This is a genomic window from Serratia sp. 22264 (genome assembly GCF_052045345.1).
Classification (GTDB): domain Bacteria; phylum Pseudomonadota; class Gammaproteobacteria; order Enterobacterales; family Enterobacteriaceae; genus Serratia; species Serratia plymuthica.
Map to the genome: position 1 here is coordinate 56792 of NZ_JBQEOY010000001.1, position 15192 is coordinate 71983.

At 58.6% G+C, this 15192-nt stretch carries 16 protein-coding genes; 9 read left to right on the forward strand and 7 right to left on the reverse strand.

All coding sequences use genetic code 11. The features are described 5' to 3' along the window. The first annotated feature begins 89 nt into the window (after nt 1-89). Together ACTJJ1_RS00290 and ACTJJ1_RS00295 are read left to right on the forward strand one after the other, a co-directional pair. On the forward strand, nt 90-938 hold the full coding sequence (locus ACTJJ1_RS00290; RefSeq protein ID WP_440833571.1) for an EamA family transporter: 849 nt from the start codon (nt 90-92) through the stop codon (nt 936-938). Between the two features lie 71 nt (nt 939-1009). After that, a complete protein-coding gene (locus ACTJJ1_RS00295) occupies nt 1010-1651 on the forward strand; it encodes an HD domain-containing protein (protein WP_004941951.1) in 642 nt (213 codons plus the stop codon). Here ACTJJ1_RS00295 and ACTJJ1_RS00300 read toward each other — a convergent pair. After that, the gene (locus ACTJJ1_RS00300) at nt 1626-2909 is read right to left on the reverse strand and encodes an oligosaccharide flippase family protein (RefSeq protein WP_440831926.1); all 1284 of its coding nucleotides are present in this window, start codon (nt 2907-2909) and stop codon (nt 1626-1628) included. The two genes, ACTJJ1_RS00295 and ACTJJ1_RS00300, sit on opposite strands and share 26 nt — an antisense overlap. Before the next feature lie 155 nt (nt 2910-3064). On the opposite strand from ACTJJ1_RS00300, the gene ACTJJ1_RS00305 reads away from it, so the two are divergent. Next, a complete protein-coding gene (locus ACTJJ1_RS00305; protein WP_004941955.1) occupies nt 3065-3934 on the forward strand; it encodes an ATP-grasp fold amidoligase family protein in 870 nt (289 codons plus the stop codon). On the opposite strand, the gene ACTJJ1_RS00310 is transcribed toward ACTJJ1_RS00305, so the two are convergent. Then, nucleotides 3931-4842 carry a LysR substrate-binding domain-containing protein gene (locus ACTJJ1_RS00310; RefSeq protein ID WP_440831928.1) on the reverse strand — a complete coding sequence of 304 codons (912 nt, stop codon included), beginning with the start codon at nt 4840-4842 and terminating at the stop codon, nt 3931-3933. The genes ACTJJ1_RS00305 and ACTJJ1_RS00310 overlap by 4 nt on opposite strands. A gap of 112 nt (nt 4843-4954) precedes the next feature. Here ACTJJ1_RS00310 and ACTJJ1_RS00315 point away from each other — a divergent pair, with 112 nt between their 5' ends. After that, nucleotides 4955-5734: a HalD/BesD family halogenase gene (locus ACTJJ1_RS00315; protein WP_004941960.1), complete on the forward strand. Its 780-nt coding sequence runs from the start codon at nt 4955-4957 to the stop codon at nt 5732-5734. 173 nt (nt 5735-5907) lie between these two features. On the opposite strand, the gene ansP is transcribed toward ACTJJ1_RS00315, so the two are convergent. Next, nucleotides 5908-7371, reverse strand: coding sequence for an L-asparagine permease (ansP, locus tag ACTJJ1_RS00320; protein ID WP_004941963.1), 1464 nt, complete (start codon nt 7369-7371; stop codon nt 5908-5910). 562 nt (nt 7372-7933) lie between these two features. Beyond that, entirely contained in the window at nt 7934-8371 is a 438-nt protein-coding gene (locus tag ACTJJ1_RS00325; protein ID WP_440833573.1) for a PACE efflux transporter, read from the reverse strand. A gap of 112 nt (nt 8372-8483) precedes the next feature. Here ACTJJ1_RS00325 and ACTJJ1_RS00330 point away from each other — a divergent pair, with 112 nt between their 5' ends. Both ACTJJ1_RS00330 and ACTJJ1_RS00335 read left to right on the forward strand, forming a co-directional pair. Then, nucleotides 8484-9377, forward strand: coding sequence for a LysR family transcriptional regulator (locus ACTJJ1_RS00330; RefSeq protein WP_020438676.1), 894 nt, complete (start codon nt 8484-8486; stop codon nt 9375-9377). A 77-nt stretch (nt 9378-9454) separates the two neighbouring features. After that, nucleotides 9455-10078, forward strand: a complete 624-nt coding sequence (locus tag ACTJJ1_RS00335) for a LysE family translocator (protein WP_202290373.1) — start codon at nt 9455-9457, stop codon at nt 10076-10078. Nucleotides 10079-10080: 2 nt separating this feature from the next. On the opposite strand, the gene ACTJJ1_RS00340 is transcribed toward ACTJJ1_RS00335, so the two are convergent. Together ACTJJ1_RS00340 and ACTJJ1_RS00345 are read right to left on the reverse strand one after the other, a co-directional pair. Further along, entirely contained in the window at nt 10081-10644 is a 564-nt protein-coding gene (locus ACTJJ1_RS00340) for a DedA family protein (RefSeq protein WP_004941969.1), read from the reverse strand. 50 nt (nt 10645-10694) lie between these two features. Then, nucleotides 10695-11375 carry a DJ-1/PfpI family protein gene (locus ACTJJ1_RS00345; RefSeq protein ID WP_440831932.1) on the reverse strand — a complete coding sequence of 227 codons (681 nt, stop codon included), beginning with the start codon at nt 11373-11375 and terminating at the stop codon, nt 10695-10697. Between the two features lie 91 nt (nt 11376-11466). Here ACTJJ1_RS00345 and ACTJJ1_RS00350 point away from each other — a divergent pair, with 91 nt between their 5' ends. The 3 genes from ACTJJ1_RS00350 (at nt 11467) to pbpG (ending at nt 14655) form a co-directional block, all read left to right on the forward strand. Next, nucleotides 11467-12411: a GlxA family transcriptional regulator gene (locus ACTJJ1_RS00350; RefSeq protein WP_440831934.1), complete on the forward strand. Its 945-nt coding sequence runs from the start codon at nt 11467-11469 to the stop codon at nt 12409-12411. Nucleotides 12412-12459: 48 nt separating this feature from the next. Next, entirely contained in the window at nt 12460-13563 is a 1104-nt protein-coding gene (locus ACTJJ1_RS00355; protein ID WP_440831936.1) for an adenosylhomocysteinase, read from the forward strand. A gap of 162 nt (nt 13564-13725) precedes the next feature. Further along, on the forward strand, nt 13726-14655 hold the full coding sequence (gene pbpG / locus ACTJJ1_RS00360) for a D-alanyl-D-alanine endopeptidase (protein WP_440831938.1): 930 nt from the start codon (nt 13726-13728) through the stop codon (nt 14653-14655). Nucleotides 14656-14689: 34 nt separating this feature from the next. Here pbpG and ACTJJ1_RS00365 read toward each other — a convergent pair whose 3' ends face one another. Continuing rightward, nucleotides 14690-15145, reverse strand: coding sequence for a GNAT family N-acetyltransferase (locus ACTJJ1_RS00365; protein ID WP_004941974.1), 456 nt, complete (start codon nt 15143-15145; stop codon nt 14690-14692). Between the last annotated feature and the right edge of the window lie 47 nt (nt 15146-15192).

The following is a 15192-nucleotide window of genomic DNA, read 5'->3' on the forward strand; positions in this document are numbered from 1 at the left end:
CCATATTGCCAATCTATCGATGTTCCACAAGCGATTTTTCTCTTACTTTTTGTCAACGAATCGGACGGGAGAATTGGGTGGATATATTCATGGGGTTAGCCGCCGCGCTGTGCTGGGGCAGCACGGATTTTTTGATCGGCATCAACGCGCGGGCGGTGGGGGTGCGCAGGGCGGTATTCTTCTCCCAGGCGATCGGTTTTGTCATTCTGACCGCGTTGTTGCTGACCACCGCCATTCCCGCCTTTGCGGCGTCGGGCAGGGTTTGGGGATTGGCGCTGCTGGCCGCCGGCCTGACGGTGGGCGCAACCTTGGCGCTGTCCCAGGCTTTTGCCATCGGCAAGGCGGCGCTGGTAGCACCCTTGGTCACCAGCTACGGCGCGGTGACCACGCTGTTATCCTGGCTCGGTGGCGAACGGCTTGGCGCACTGACGCTGGCCGGGCTGGCGGTATGTCTGTTTGGGGTGATACTCAGCGCGATGGAGCCGGGCCGCCAGCCTGAAAAATCCGGTTCGGCATGGCCCTCCGTCGCCTTCTCGTTGATGGCTGCGCTCGGTTACGGTGCCGGTTTTTGGTTGCAGGGAAAATACACGCTGCCGGTGCTGGGGCCACGCGTCAGCCTGTGGCTCGGCTACACGGTCGGGTTGGCGGCGGTGTTGATCCTGAACACAGACCGACGGGCGCTGGTTGCACGGCCTACCTGGCGGCAAAGCGGGCTGTTGCTGGCCGCCAGTCTGCTGAGTTTGGGCGGTTTTACCGCCTTTGCCGTGGGCGCCGGGGCGGGCTCGGTGGCTGTCGTCACCGTGCTAAGCACCTTGTCCGGCGGCATCGCCGCGCTATTGGGCGCGCTTTTGCTGCGCGAGCGGCTTTCCGGCTTGCAGTGGCTCGGCGTATTAACGGTATTGGCCGGCGCTGTAGTGCTGCATTTGCAACCGGCATAACTCATAACCAAACAGACTCTCTTACCCGGACGATCGCCATTAAAATGGGGATATTCAGATAAGGAGTCAGCATGGATTTAACGCAAAAAGCCCGGCGGTTCGCCACGGCGGCACACGAGAGCTGCAAGCAGAAGCGCAAGTTTACCGGCGAGCCTTATATCGTTCATCCCACCGCTGTGGTGGCGCTGTTGCAGCAGGCGGATCCTACGCCGGAAATGATCGCCGCCGCCTGGCTGCATGATACGGTGGAAGACACCCCGGTGACCCTGGCGGATATCCGCCGCGAGTTCGGTCCTACGGTCGAAAGGTACGTGGAGATGCTGACCGACGTGCAAACTCGCAGTTACGGCGGCGAGCGGTTGCACCGCAAGAATGCCAACCTGCAGCACAGTGCCTTGGCCTGCCCGGAAGCGCAAACCATCAAGCTGTGCGATCTGATCGACAACAGCAAAAACATCACCGACTACGAGCTGAGCTTTGCACGCCAATACCTGGTGGAGATGTCGCGCTTGCTGTGCGTGTTGCAGCAAGGCGACGCAGGGCTGTTGGCGATCGCCCACAACCAATGTGACGCCGCCGTCGCGCTAATTAACCGACGCAGCGGCGACGACAGTTGGTTCAACGCGCTGTGGCAGCAATACGAGGAGCATTTCAGGCTGGCGAAACGTCCGGCCGAATTTCCATCTATCAACCGGCACGGCGAAGATAAGTGAGCGGGTTGAGCGAGCGCAGGTGCATTTGCAAGACCACGCCGCGGCGGAAGACGTAGTTGAGCAGGGTCAGCGACAGCAGTTCGGTCAGCAGGGTGCTGTAGGCGGCGCCCATGATGCCGTACTGGCGGATCAGGCAATAAGAAAGCGGGATATTGATGATAAACACCAGGAACATCTTCTTCGACAGGAAGCCGTAGCCCGAGAACATCACAATGTATTTATAGGCCAGGGTGCCGAGTGCCGAAAGCAGCGTGGCTACCGCCAGCACGCTCATGGCCGGATAGGCCGCCAGATATTGCTCCCCGTACAGCAGCACGATCACCGGTTTGCCGAGCAAAACGATGCTTGCCACGATCGCGGCGGCGATCGCCAGCACCAGCCCATTCAGTTTGGCGGCGGCGCGCACCGCGTCGTCATGGCGGTAAGCGAATATCTTGGCAAAAAATGAGGAAATCACTGCGTTGGTGACGAACATCCAGGCGGTGGCCAGCGTGATGGCGACGGAATAAATGCCCAGCGCCTCGGCGGAGACGAACCACATCAGGAACAGCTGCGCCAGCCGGGTGTAAATGGCGATGGAAACGTTGGAGACCGCCAGCGGCAGCCCGCTGGCGAGCAGATAGCACACATACTTGCGCCGAACGCGGGCGGGGGCGGTAAAGCGCGGGTGGCGGCGATGATAAAGGTGGTGGCGGATCAGATAAGGGATCAGATAAACCATCACAATGGGGATCGCCAGGAAATACAGGTGCAGATCAAAATAAACGATCAGGTAACGTGCCAACAGGGCGCAGCCCAAGCCGGCAACGTTGGCCAGCGTGTTGAAGCGCGACTCCAGCCGGGCGTCGTGGTAAATGGTGAACACGTCCCTGAGCGAGAAAAAGCCGGCGATAAAGGTGGCGGCGCAAAAGTAGAAGGTAATGAAGTCGTCCCGTAGCCCGGTGTAAAGCAGGATGGCTGCGGAAAACAGGATAAAGCAGCCCTGGCGCAGCCGGTTGGTGGAAAACATCAATGCGGTGCCGGAGCGCGGGCTGCGGCTAATGCGTTTGAACAGCACGGTGTCGGAGCCCAGCAGTGCCAGCGTCTGGGTAATGGCGAAAATGGCGGTAGCGAAGGTGATCTTGCCGAAACTTTCCGGGCCAATATATTTTGCCATATAGGCGGTGATAAAAATGACGCCCAGAATAGAGACCATTTTTTCAGATATCATCCAGAATGCATTTTTCACTATGTTGATATCTATGAATTTCAATTGCATCAGCGCTTTTCCCTGTCGCATTCTGTAATAAGAATCATCCGATTATTCCCGTAGCCCTTGTAACGGTGGGGGCGCAAGGTTTTATAATTGTGCGGCAATAATCGGAATGTCAAAAGCATTTCTCCGTATGCTATCTTCATGGAAGAAACAGAAAAATGAGAAAACTCGCAAAACGGCTCTATCGGGCTGCGCCCGATGCTATCTATTATCAAATTAGCCATTATCTTGCTCATGGCTCTTGGGTTAACTTCAAAAACCCCAAGACATTTTCCGAGAAAATTTATCAACGTATGCGCTATCCACAGCGTGACTACAGTCTGCTGGCGGATAAGGTGGCGGTAAGGGCGTATATTTCACAGCGGGTATCGGAAAATTACCTAACGCCGATCATTATGATCACCGATGACTTTACCGAACGGGATTACCTTTCCCTGCCACAATCGTTTGTAATTAAAACCAATAATGCGTCTCAGCAGGTTAAAATAGTCAAAGATAAAAGTAAGACCAGCTATCAGGATATTATGAATATTCTTAGTGGATGGTCTGAAATAACCTATTGGAAAAGGTTTCGTGAAAAACATTACGCCACCATTCCGCAAAAAGTTATCGTCGAGAAATTGCTGGATATCGAGTGCAGCGGGGAATTGATCGATTACAAGGTGCATGTTTTTAACGGTAATCAATCTTATCTTTTTGTTGAATTGCTGCGCGGCGGGCCTGAGCCCACTTCGCTGGAATTTTTGGACGAGCACGCTCATCCCTGCTTTTTTATTCAGAATGATATTCCGCAGATCAATACGTTGCAGGCGAAACCTGCATTCTGGGATGAGATGATTCAGGTAGCCAAAGCCGTGTCGGCGGATCTCGACTATTGCCGCGTCGATTTTTATCTCACCCCCGAGCGGCTCTACATTGGCGAACTGACGCTGACCCCCGGCGCCGGTAATGAGGTTTTTCTACCGCGTGCGACCAACCTGCTGTTGGGCGAGATGATGTCCAGATCCGGTAGCCGCTGCGGCGGTTAAAACGATAGTCCGCCGGCATTCGGCGGTGCGAGGTTTTGCAGCCAGGCCAAAAACTCCGCCGCTTTGGGCTTGTCCAGCGTGCGCTGCGGATAGACCACGTAGTAAGGCTTGCTGAGAGGCAGCACCGTTTCTGCCAGCGGCACCAGCGTGCCGTTAGCCAGTTCGCGCTGGATCAAGCTTTGTTGGCCGAGCAAAATGCCGTGGCCTGCTACCGCCGCATCAATCGCCAGCGAGGTCAGATTATAGGTCAGGCCCCGTCGCTGCGGCGGCGGTAGCCCGGCGGCGGTGAACCACTCATGCCAACCCGGCAGGAACTGGCTCTCTTTGCCCCAATCGACATGAATCAGCGGCTGCCGGGCCCAGTCGCCTGCGGCCTGCCGTTGTGGGCTGCACACCGGCTGCACGCCATCCTGAAACAACCGCACTTTTTCCAGCAGCGGATAGTCTTGATCGCCAAAGCACAATGCAAAGTCCGCCGCCGAGGCGGCGAAATCCACCGTGGCATGGGTGGCGTGCAGGCGGATATCCAGCTGCGGCTGGCGCGCCAGCCAGTCGCCAATCGCCGGGTTCAGCCATTTTGACGCCAGCGCCGGTAGCGAAAAGACCGTCAGGGTTTCCTGGCCCCGTTGGCGATCGACATGTTGCTGCGCAACGCGCAGCGTCTCGAACGCTTCCTGCACATAGGCCAGATAATCCGCGCCCTGTTCGGTCAGCGTTACGCCGCTTTTGGCGCGGATAAACAGCTGAATGCCCAGATGCTGTTCAAGCTGGCGGATTTGCTGGCTGACGGCAGCGGCGGTCAGCGCCAGGCTGTCTGCCGCCCTGGCCAGGCTGCCGGTACGGGCGGCGGTTTCAAACGCCAAAATGGCGCTCAGTTTGGGCAGGCGGCTGCGGGAAGGTGCGTTCATGGCGGCTATCGTTAAGAATGGGTTACCTCATCCTTAACGCATTTTTGTTATTACGGCAATGCGACATTCGCTACAGTGGGGTATCCGGCCGCTAAGCCTTCAGGAGCTTCTCATGCAGCAACTCGCTCATATCGTTGATTTATCCGCCAACCCGATTGGCGACGCCGCCTTTCAGGCCCGCTGCAAAGCGACGCTGGACACGGCGGGTGCGCTGGTGCTGCGGGGCTTTCTGACCGCCGCCGCGCTGGCGACCGTTCGTCTCGAAGGGGCAGAACACAGCCACGCGGCGTTTTATGCCGCCAGCAAGCATAACGTATACCTCAAACCGCAGGACGAAAGCCTGCCTGCCGACCATGCGCGCAACCGGCAGGTGGTGTCGTCCAAGGGCTGCATTACCGACGAGGATATCCCGGCGCAGTCGCCGCTGCGCACGCTGTACGATGCCCAGCCTTTCCGCGACTTCCTCTGTGCGGTACTGGAAGAGCAGCAGCTCTATCCCTACGCCGATCGGCTGTCGTCGATCAATCTGCATTATGCGCATCGCGGGCAGGAACTGGGCTGGCATTTTGATAACTCTTCATTTGCCATCACGCTCCTGATCCAAAAACCGCAGGCCGGCGGCCGGTTTGAGTATGTGGAAAACCTGCGCGATGCCGATCGCGGCGAGATGAATTACGCGGGAGTAACCCAGGTGCTGGACGGCGAGCGTGCGGTGAAGACGCTGGCGATGGAGGAGGGTGATTTGGTGCTGTTTCGCGGGCGCAATGCCATGCACCGGGTTACGCCGACCGAAGGCGATACCACCCGCATGCTGGTGGTGCTGGCCTATAACGCCCAGCCGGATATCGCGCTGTCGGAGAGCGCCCGCATGACTTTTTACGGCCGGCTGTAACGGATAAAAAAACTGCCCCGGTGGGGGGCAGTTCAGACTACTGACAAGCCCGTTATTAGGGAGAGCGTGCCGAAGGGGTCGTAGCGGCTTGCCCGCCGGAGCGCCCCTCGGTGCGCTAGGCCCGAGTATCTCGGGCTCAAAGGCAACTTTGTTATCAAACTCAGTTGAGAGACTCAGTGGTGGGCTTCTTCGTGCGCCTGTTGTTCCAGCTTCACTTCCTGCGCGCGCTTGCGCAGGCCGAACCAGCCCAGCACCAGCAGCACGACCAGCACCGGAATGGTGGCGATGGTCCAGGTGCCGTTCGGGTAATCGAACGCCATCATCACCACGACCGCCAGCAGGAACGCCAACGTCAACCAGGAGGTGACCGGCGCACCGGGCATTTTGAAGGTGACCGGTTTGGCGCGGCCTTCCCGCACGGCCTTGCGCAGGCGCATTTGGCAGACGATGATAAATGCCCAGGAGCTGATAATGCCCAGTGAGGCGATGTTCAGCACGATTTCAAACACCTGCGAAGGCACCAGATAGTTCAGCACTACGCCGAGCACATAGATGCCGCAGGTCACCAGAATACCGGCGTAAGGCACCTGCTGGCTGCTCATCTTGGACATGAATTTCGGCGCGGAGCCGCCCATCGACAGCGAACGCAGAATACGGCCGGTGGAGTACAGGCCGGAGTTCAGGCTGGAGAGCGCGGCGGTCAGCACCACGATGTTCATGATGGTGCCGATATAGGGCACGCCCAGTTTACTGAAGAAGGTGACGAACGGGCTTTGACCGGCCTGATAGGCATTCCACGGCAGCAGCAGCACCAGCAGCACCACGGAGCCGACGTAGAACAGGCCGATACGCCAGATCACGCTGTTGATCGCCTTCGGCAGCATTTTTGCCGGATCTTTGCATTCGCCGGCGGCGGTGCCGATCAGCTCAATGCCGGCGAAGGCGAAGATCACCCCTTGCACCAGCACCAGCGCGGGCAGCAAGCCGTGCGGGAACATGCCGCCGTTTTCGGTGATCAGGTGCAGGCCGGTAGTGTTACCCGCCACCGGCGTGCCCGTACCCAGGAACACCACGCCGACCACCAGGAAAATGGCAATGGCGGCCACTTTAATCAGCGCGAACCAAAACTCCATTTCGGCGAACCACTTCACGCCGATCATGTTCATGGTGGCGACCACCCCAAGGGCGCAGAGCGCGAACAGCCATTGCGGCACGTCGGCGAAAGTGCCCCAGTAGTGCATGTACAGCGCGACCGCAGTGATGTCGACGATACCGGTCATCGCCCAGTTGAGGAAATACATCCAGCCGGCGACATAAGAGGCTTTTTCGCCGAGAAACTCACGGGCATAAGAAACGAAGCTGCCGCTGGAAGGGCGGTGCAGCACCAACTCGCCCAGTGCGCGGAGAATGAAGAAAGAGAATATCCCGCACACCAGATAGACCAGCGCCAGCGCCGGGCCGGCCATTTCCAGCCGGCCGCCGGTGCCGAGGAACAAGCCGGTGCCAATGGAACCGCCGATGGCGATCATCTGTATCTGGCGGTTGCCCATGCTTTTGTGATAACCGGATTCATGTGAGTCTAACCAACGTCTTCTGGCGGCGTGTTTGTCATGATCGGTTTTTTTATGTGATTGCATCATCCGTCCTGTTTTACCTGTCTATAGGGTTACCCAGCTCTCGGACGAGAGCAAACGATTGCTATTGCCAATCGTTATGAGAATGAGGTCATGGCATCATTCTGTTGTTTTATACCCGTCGTCTTTCAAGCTGCAGCGTTGTTGGCTGCACTGGCTTACCCCAGTTACTTACCGGAGTAAGCGCCTGGGGATAAGCGAGCTGGCCGCCTAGCTGCAACTTGAAACCCATAGGGTATATTATATGTACAGCCATCATTAAATAACGGCGAGGCATGCTACCTTTTCTCCGTAAATGTGGCAAAAAATCCTGCGTATAAATCGTGATCAATTGTGTTTATTTTTTATTCCATATACAAAAGAATATATTATTCAATAAGATGTGTGATTTTATCAACACGGAAATATCGAGGAATAAAAAGTGACGAAAATCACAAAATATTAATTACCGTGCAAATTGCAGGGGGTTTTGCTTATTTTTCGAGGCGTGAAAAAAGTGGAGAAATAAGATTTTTGTGGCCTGCGGCGATTATAGCCCGCAGGCAAGGGGATTAACGGCGGTTTTTTAGGCAGATTCTCCGGCCGGCAGAGCCGAAGCGGGCAGACCGAAAAGCAGGTCGAACGCCCAGTTAAACACGAAGGTGTAGCACGGGATAATGACGATCAGCGCCATATCCAGCAGCAGCGCTTCCAGCAGTGAAATCCCCATCCACCAGGCGATCAGCGGGATCAGGTACACCACCAGCGTCAGTTGAAACCCCACGGCGTGCACGATACGGCGTTTTAGCGTGCGGGTGCGTGACGTCTGGCGGCTTTCCCACCGCTCAAACAGCGAGTTGTAGATGAAATTCCAGCTTACGGCGATGGTGGTGATGATCACCGCCAGCGGCCCGGTGCTGCTGGGCGCACTGCCGGAAAGCAGCGCCAGCCCCAAAGCGGAGATCGCCATGCCGATAATTTCATAAGCGGTGACATACACCAGTTTGCGTTTAACGCCTTGCATCATGTTCTCCTGCGTTATTTTTGATGGTTTATCTGGTCGTGGCGGCTAAGATAACGTCAATCACATTGATAGAAAAAGTCAGGAGCTGTCAGTTTTACTGACAGGTAACGCAATGAACTTTTCCAGCGATAACATTGAGCTGTTTCTGGCGGTATTGGATCGGGGTTCGTTCTCCGCCGCCGCCCGTTCGCTGCGGCGCGTGCCTTCGGCGGTCAGTATGGGGATCGCCAACATGGAGGCGGAACTGGGCTTCCCGCTGTTTGACCGGTCGCACCGCGAACCGGTGCCGACCCCGTTGGCACTGGCGCTGGCGCCGCATGCGCGGCTGATTGCCGACCAACTTAAACAATTGCAAAACCACGCCATCGAATTGTCGCAGGGGCTGGAGAGTACGCTGTCGATAGGCGTCGCTTCGGACATCAACGGCAGCGGCCTGCTGGCGGCGATCAAAACGCTGGCGGAGCGTTATCCGTTGCTGAACATCGAAGTGCTGACCGCCCCACAAGATGACGTGCTGCATATGCTGCATCAGGGCAGGGTTGGCGTTTGCCTGGCGTTTGGCGGGCTTAACGTCAACAGCCAGGAGCAGTTCCATTTCGTGGGGACGGAATCGCTGGTCGCCACGCTCTCGCCATGCCACCCGGCGCTAAAAGGGGCGGCGGACGAGCTGTTTCTCGAGGATCTGGTCAACGTGCGGCAGATTATGGTGGCCAGCCGCGATCTGCCGATCGTCGATCTGCGGCCGCGGGTGGCGGAATCTTACTGGCGCACCGACAGCCTGCCGATGGCGCTGAACATGGTTGAGGCCGGATTGGGCTGGGGCAATTTCCCGCTGTCGCTGACTGCGCCGCTGCTGGCGCAGGGGAGGTTAATCCGGCTGAAATTCAAAAACACCAAAAACGAACTGCGGTTGCCGATACACCTGGTTTGGCTGAAGAATGCGCCGCTGGACAAGGCCGCGCGCGAGCTGGTAGCGCTGATGCGCGATGCGACTCAGGTTGAATGATCCCCGTATTCATTGCTTTTATTTTCGTCGCTACGCTACTTTGAACAGGGGACAGTTAAGGGAGTACCGCAAGCATGATGAGTGAAACGGCATTATCGGTATTTAGCATTACCGGGGCGATAACGCTCGGGGCGATGAGCCCGGGGCAAAGTTTTATTTTGGTGGCGCGCACCGCAGTGGCCTCTTCGCGCCGCGATGGCATGGCGGTGGCGTTAGGCATGGGCGTTGGTTGTTTTATCTTTGCCTTGATCGCGCTGCTGGGATTGCAGTCGCTGCTGCTGGCGCTGCCGTGGTTGTACACCACGCTGAAAGTGCTGGGCGGCGCGTATCTTGTCTATTTGGCATTTAAAATGCTGCGCGGGGCCAGTCGGCCTCTGAACGTGGAGGCGGTCGGCGAGCGGCATCTGGGGTTTCGCAAGGCGTTTACCACGGGGTTGCTGACCCAACTCGGCAACCCGAACACCGCTATCGTGTTCGGTAGCGTGTTCGCCGCGCTGCTCAGCCATAAAATTTCGCCGCTGATGTACGTGGTGTTGCCGGTGATTGCCTTGACGGTCGACGTCCTGTGGTACGCCTTTGTGGCGTTTGTGCTGTCATCGCCGCGCCCGCGCCGCACTTACCTGCGTTTTAAAGCCTGGTTCGATCGCTTGGGCGGCGGCGTGCTGGCCTTGCTCGGCCTGAAACTGATGCTCAATAAATAACCTTAATCGGCGTGGCGACGCCGCCACCAGAAGCGCAACAGCAGGATGGCGGCGATCACCAGCGCGCAGAACAGCAGGCTGGTCAGCCTTTTGTCGAAGCCGGAGATAAAGCGGGCGATGGCTTCACCGCCGAAATAACCCAGCAGCACGAAAATCGTCGCCCACAGAATGGCACCCAGAATGTTCAGCGGCACAAAGCGTGAGGGCGGCAACTTGCTGGCGCCGATCAGCACCGGGCCGATAATGCGAAAGCCGTACATAAAGCGCACGCCGATCACGAACAGCATCGGGTGGCGGGCAATCAGCTTGTTGGCGCGCTCGATGCGCTTTTCCTGGCTTTTCATCCGTGAAATCACTTTCCCGCCGAAGCGGCGGCCCAGAAAGAACAGCAGCTGATCCCCCAGCGTGCCGCCCAGCGCCACCACCGCAATCACCCAGGGCAGATGCAACAGCCCCTGATGCGCGGCAATGCCGCCCAGCAACGTGATGGTTTCCCCCTCGGCCAGGCAGCCGATAAACAGCGCCCAGTAGCCGTAATCGGTAATGTAGTGGGCTAAATCCGCCATTCTGATCCCCTATGTCTTTAACACATAAGGTTAAGTATACGCCCGGCTCGTCAGTAGCGGGCGGCTATCTGCTCGACCAGCGCCCGGCGTTGTTGCAGGCTGTCCGCCATTTTTTCCTCTACTCGCGCCAGGATCCCCGCAGGCGCCAGCTCTGGCGTTCCCCCCAGGAACGGCGGTGCCGGGGCATACTCCAGATACAGCTGGATCATTTGCGCGGTGTCTTCGCCGTGCAGCTCGGCTATCAGTGTCAGGGCGAAGTCGATGCCGGCGGTTACGCCGCCACCGGTGATCACGTTGCCGTCGCGCTCCACTCGCGCACGGCTGGGGATAGCGCCGAACAGCGTCAGGCTTTCACGCATCGACCAATGGCAGGCAGCGCGCTTGCCTTGCAACAGCCCGGCGGCGGCCAGGATCAGCGAACCGGTGCACACCGAGGTCAGATAGCGTGCGTCGGTTCCCAACCGGCGGATCTGCCGCATGAAGTTTTCATCCAGCAGCGCCTGGGTACAACCACTGCCGCCCGGCACGCACAGGACATCGCAGTGCGTGACGTCCTCCAGCCTGTGCAGCCGAGAGAAATGCAGCCCCTCGGAACTGACGTCCGCACCGCCGACCGAGGCGACGATAATTTCGGCATCGGGCATACGCCGCAGAAATTGCAGCGGGCCGGTGAAATCCAACTGGGTAACGCCCTGATAGATCGGAAAAACTATGACTAATGGTACAGACATGATATTCCCCTCAGTTTTGTCCTTTGGTCTGGGTAATAATAGCTGCCCTATTTTTGGCTGGTATGCCATATAACCCTCAAAAAACGCCATAATGAAAAACATCGGTTTTGTGATCTTTCCCGATTTTAACCTGCTGGATTTTGCGGGGCCGCTGGCGGCTTTCGAGCAGGCCGATCGGTTCGCCGATGCTCCGGCATACCGTTGTTTGCCGGTGTCGCAGGCGGGCGGGATGGTGATCGGTTCGTCCGGCGTGGCGGTGATGACCCAGCCATTGGATGACAGTCGTTTTGATACGCTGCTGATTGCCGGTGGCCGCGGCAACGTGGCGGCGGCGGAGTCCCCGGCGTTGATCGCGATGTTGCAGCAGCAGAGCCGGCAGGTACGGCGCATGGCCAGCGTGTGTACCGGGGCATTTATTCTGGCGGCCGCCGGGCTGTTGGAAGGCAAGCGCGCCACCACCCATTGGTTCCACGCCGCACGGTTGCAGCAGCGCTATCCGCGTATTCGCGTCGACAGCAACCGCATTTTTATTCGCGACGGTGCCTTCTGGACCTCGGCCGGCATCAGCGCCGGCATCGATCTGGCGCTGGCGATGATTGAAGAGGACCTCGGCGCAGAGGTGGCGGCCAACGTGGCGCGGCAACTGGTGGTGTATCACCGCCGTCCTGGCGGGCAGTCGCAGTATTCGCTGCTGCTGGCGCTAAATCCTTCTTCAGACCGGATCCGCAGCGCACTTTCTTACGCCCGTGAGCATCTGCATCAGCCGCTCAGGGTGACGGATCTGGCCGATGCCGCTTGCCTGAGCGAACGCCAGTTCGGCAGGTTGTTTCGCTCGGAAACCGGTCAGACCCCGGCCAAGGTGATTGAGCAACTGCGGGTGGAAGCGGCGCGGGTGCGGATTGAAGAGAGCGGCGAAGCGCTGGAGGCTATCGCCCGTGCCGTCGGTTTTAGCGATCCGGAGCGTATGCGGCGGGCATTCATTCGCGTCTTCGGTTTGTCTCCGCAGGCGATGCGGCGGCTGAGCCGCGCCGGTTAATTCATTAAGCTATGCCCCCGTGGCGTGGCGCAGTAAAAGGAGCAACAGATGTATCAGGATTTTGAGAGCGAGCTGGATTGGGCGATGCGCCATATGCCGCGCACCCGCGCGGCGGTTGCGGCGCTGCCGGATTTGAACGGCGTGCGGTTGGCGTGCAACATGCACCTGGATCTGAAAATGGCACCGCTGGTGGCGGGCCTGCTGGGCAAGGGCGCGGCGGTTTACCTGACCACCTGCAACCCGACCACGGTGCAGGATGACGTGGTCGCCTGGCTGGAGCGGCGTGGCGCGCAGGCTCACGCCTGGCGTGACATGAGCGATGAGGACTGGTCGGCATCCTTCGATCGCGCGTTGGCCTGGGAACCGACCCACCTGTGCGAAATGGGCGCGGATCTGACGACCCGCCTGCACCAGTCGGCCGCAGGCCCGCAGATTATCGCAGGCCTGGAAGCGACCGGCTCCGGCATCAGCCGGCTGAACGGCATGGCGCCGCGCTACCCGATCTTCAATTGGGACGATCTGCCGGTGAAAGAAGGGCTGCATAACCGCCATATGGTCGGTCTCACCGCCTGGCATACCTTCTTCCAGACCACGCATCTGACGCTGCATGAAAAATGCGTGCTGGTGATTGGCTATGGCCTGGTTGGGCAGGGCGTTGCGGCGGCGGCGAAAGCCTACGGCGGGCAGGTTGTCGTGGCGGAAATCGATCCGGCGCGGGCATTGCAGGCGCGTTATGACGGCTGGGCGGTGGTCGACCTGGCCACGGCGGTTACCCAGGCGGACGTGATCGCCACGGCGACCGGGGCGAAAAACGTGCTGTCGGCGCAGCATCTGCAACAGGTGAAGGACGGGGTGTTTATTCTCAACGTCGGCCACGTGGCGGCCGAAATTGACGTCGGCTTCCTGAAGACCCTGCCGCACAGCGAGCCTATGCCGTTTGTGAACGCCTACCAACTGGGCGAGAAAAAGGTCTATTTACTGGCCAACGGGTCGATGTTCAACCTGACGGCGGGCTACGGCGACAGCCTGAACGCCTTCGATGTGACGCTGGCGGTGATGGCGGCGGGCATTGGCCATATCGTCGGCGACGGCGCCCGCCAGGCTCCCGGTTTGTATCTGTTGCCGCAGGCGGCGTGGCAACCGGCACTGTAACTTTTCTCTCGCGGGCGCTCACCCCAGAGCGCTCGCGGTTTGCGCAATATTCTGTCCGACAGAATTTGTCACAAATGGGGGCGTATAATCCCAGTGCCAACTTGAGATCCCTCACATATAATTCTGCCAAATCAGACCTTCATCTTCTCCAGTGACAGAGTAATGCATGTGAAAATACGTGTTTTGGTACTAACCCTGCTCGCTTTGCAGGCGGGAGCAGGCATCGCGCCGCGCGCGCTGGCCAGCGAAAATAACGCCGCCGCCCATGCCGCCCAGCCTGAACTGGCTTCCGGCAGTGCGATGGTGGTGGATATGCAGACCCACAAAGTGATGTATGCGCGCAATCCGGATGAAGTGGTGCCGATCGCCTCCATCACCAAGCTGATGACCGCCATGGTGACGCTGGATGCCCATCTGCCGCTGGATGAAATGCTGTCGGTGGACATTCACCAGACGTCAGAAATGAAAGGCGTTTATTCTCGCGTGCGCCTGAACAGCGAAATCACCCGCAAAGACATGCTGCTGCTGGCGCTGATGTCGTCGGAAAACCGCGCCGCCGCCAGCCTGGCGCATCACTATCCGGGCGGTTACGGTGCCTTTATCAAGGCGATGAACGCCAAGGCAAGAGCGCTCGGTATGACCAATACCCATTATGTGGAGCCGACCGGGTTGTCGATTCATAACGTTTCGACTGCGCGTGACCTGACCAAGCTGCTGATCGCCACCAAGCAATATCCGCTGATTGGCCAGCTCAGCACCACCACCGAGCGCATGGCGAGCTTCAAGGATCCTAACTACACGCTGCCGTTCCGCAACACCAACCATTTGGTGTACAACCCGAAATGGAACATCCAACTGACCAAAACCGGCTTCACTAACGAAGCGGGGCATTGCCTGGCGATGCGCACCATGATCGGCAGCCGCTCGGTATCGCTGGTGGTGCTGGACGCGTTCGGCAAGTACACGCATTTTGCTGACGCCAACCGCCTGCGCACCTGGATCGAAACCGGCAAGGTAACGCCGATCCCGGCCGCTGCCCGCGACTATCGCCGCCAAAAAGACGCCCGTCTGGCGAAGAACGAAACCGAATAATCCCGGTCTGGCCTGCGGTTTCCACCGCAGGCCGCTATCGGCCCTCAGGGCGCCTGATGACAAAACCCCTTTCCCGATCGCCGTCGAATCCGGCGCGCAGATACAATTGGTGCGCCCCGGTGCGCTGTTGGCCGGAAAGCAGCATCACTTTGTAGCACCCTTTACGCCATGCCAGTTGCAAGGTGTATTCCAGCATCGCCAGGGCAATGCCTTGCCCGCGGTACGGCGGTGCCGTGACCACGTGTTCAATGATACCGAATGGCTGAGCCTGATGAACCAACCCCGGCACCATCGCCAGCATGCAGGTCGCGACCGGCTGTTCACCGTCGGCGGTAACCACCAGGCGAATTGCCGGGTTGTCCAGCAAACGTTGCAAAGTGCGCAGGGCGGCATCCGGGCGCAGCGGGGGATCCTGTGGGCGCAATTCCTGATACAGCGCCTGAAGGCCGGCCAGATCCGTTGTCTGTGCCAGGCGATAGGTGATTGCCATCTTTCCTCCTTTTTGGCGGCGGCGGTTGCTTCATCCGCTATGATCAC

Excerpts from the sequence above, each read along its gene's own strand:
- ACTJJ1_RS00290 (WP_440833571.1), top strand. The coding sequence starts at position 90 with ATGGGGTTAGCCGCCGCGCTGTGCTGGGGCAGCACGGATTTTTTGATC.
- ACTJJ1_RS00295 (WP_004941951.1), top strand. The coding sequence starts at position 1,010 with ATGGATTTAACGCAAAAAGCCCGGCGGTTCGCCACGGCGGCACACGAG.
- ACTJJ1_RS00300 (WP_440831926.1), bottom strand. The coding sequence starts at position 2,909 with ATGCAATTGAAATTCATAGATATCAACATAGTGAAAAATGCATTCTGG.
- ACTJJ1_RS00305 (WP_004941955.1), top strand. The coding sequence starts at position 3,065 with ATGAGAAAACTCGCAAAACGGCTCTATCGGGCTGCGCCCGATGCTATC.
- ACTJJ1_RS00310 (WP_440831928.1), bottom strand. The coding sequence starts at position 4,842 with ATGAACGCACCTTCCCGCAGCCGCCTGCCCAAACTGAGCGCCATTTTG.
- ACTJJ1_RS00315 (WP_004941960.1), top strand. The coding sequence starts at position 4,955 with ATGCAGCAACTCGCTCATATCGTTGATTTATCCGCCAACCCGATTGGC.
- ansP (WP_004941963.1), bottom strand. The coding sequence starts at position 7,371 with ATGCAATCACATAAAAAAACCGATCATGACAAACACGCCGCCAGAAGA.
- ACTJJ1_RS00325 (WP_440833573.1), bottom strand. The coding sequence starts at position 8,371 with ATGCAAGGCGTTAAACGCAAACTGGTGTATGTCACCGCTTATGAAATT.
- ACTJJ1_RS00330 (WP_020438676.1), top strand. The coding sequence starts at position 8,484 with ATGAACTTTTCCAGCGATAACATTGAGCTGTTTCTGGCGGTATTGGAT.
- ACTJJ1_RS00335 (WP_202290373.1), top strand. The coding sequence starts at position 9,455 with ATGAGTGAAACGGCATTATCGGTATTTAGCATTACCGGGGCGATAACG.
- ACTJJ1_RS00340 (WP_004941969.1), bottom strand. The coding sequence starts at position 10,644 with ATGGCGGATTTAGCCCACTACATTACCGATTACGGCTACTGGGCGCTG.
- ACTJJ1_RS00345 (WP_440831932.1), bottom strand. The coding sequence starts at position 11,375 with ATGTCTGTACCATTAGTCATAGTTTTTCCGATCTATCAGGGCGTTACC.
- ACTJJ1_RS00350 (WP_440831934.1), top strand. The coding sequence starts at position 11,467 with ATGAAAAACATCGGTTTTGTGATCTTTCCCGATTTTAACCTGCTGGAT.
- ACTJJ1_RS00355 (WP_440831936.1), top strand. The coding sequence starts at position 12,460 with ATGTATCAGGATTTTGAGAGCGAGCTGGATTGGGCGATGCGCCATATG.
- pbpG (WP_440831938.1), top strand. The coding sequence starts at position 13,726 with ATGCATGTGAAAATACGTGTTTTGGTACTAACCCTGCTCGCTTTGCAG.
- ACTJJ1_RS00365 (WP_004941974.1), bottom strand. The coding sequence starts at position 15,145 with ATGGCAATCACCTATCGCCTGGCACAGACAACGGATCTGGCCGGCCTT.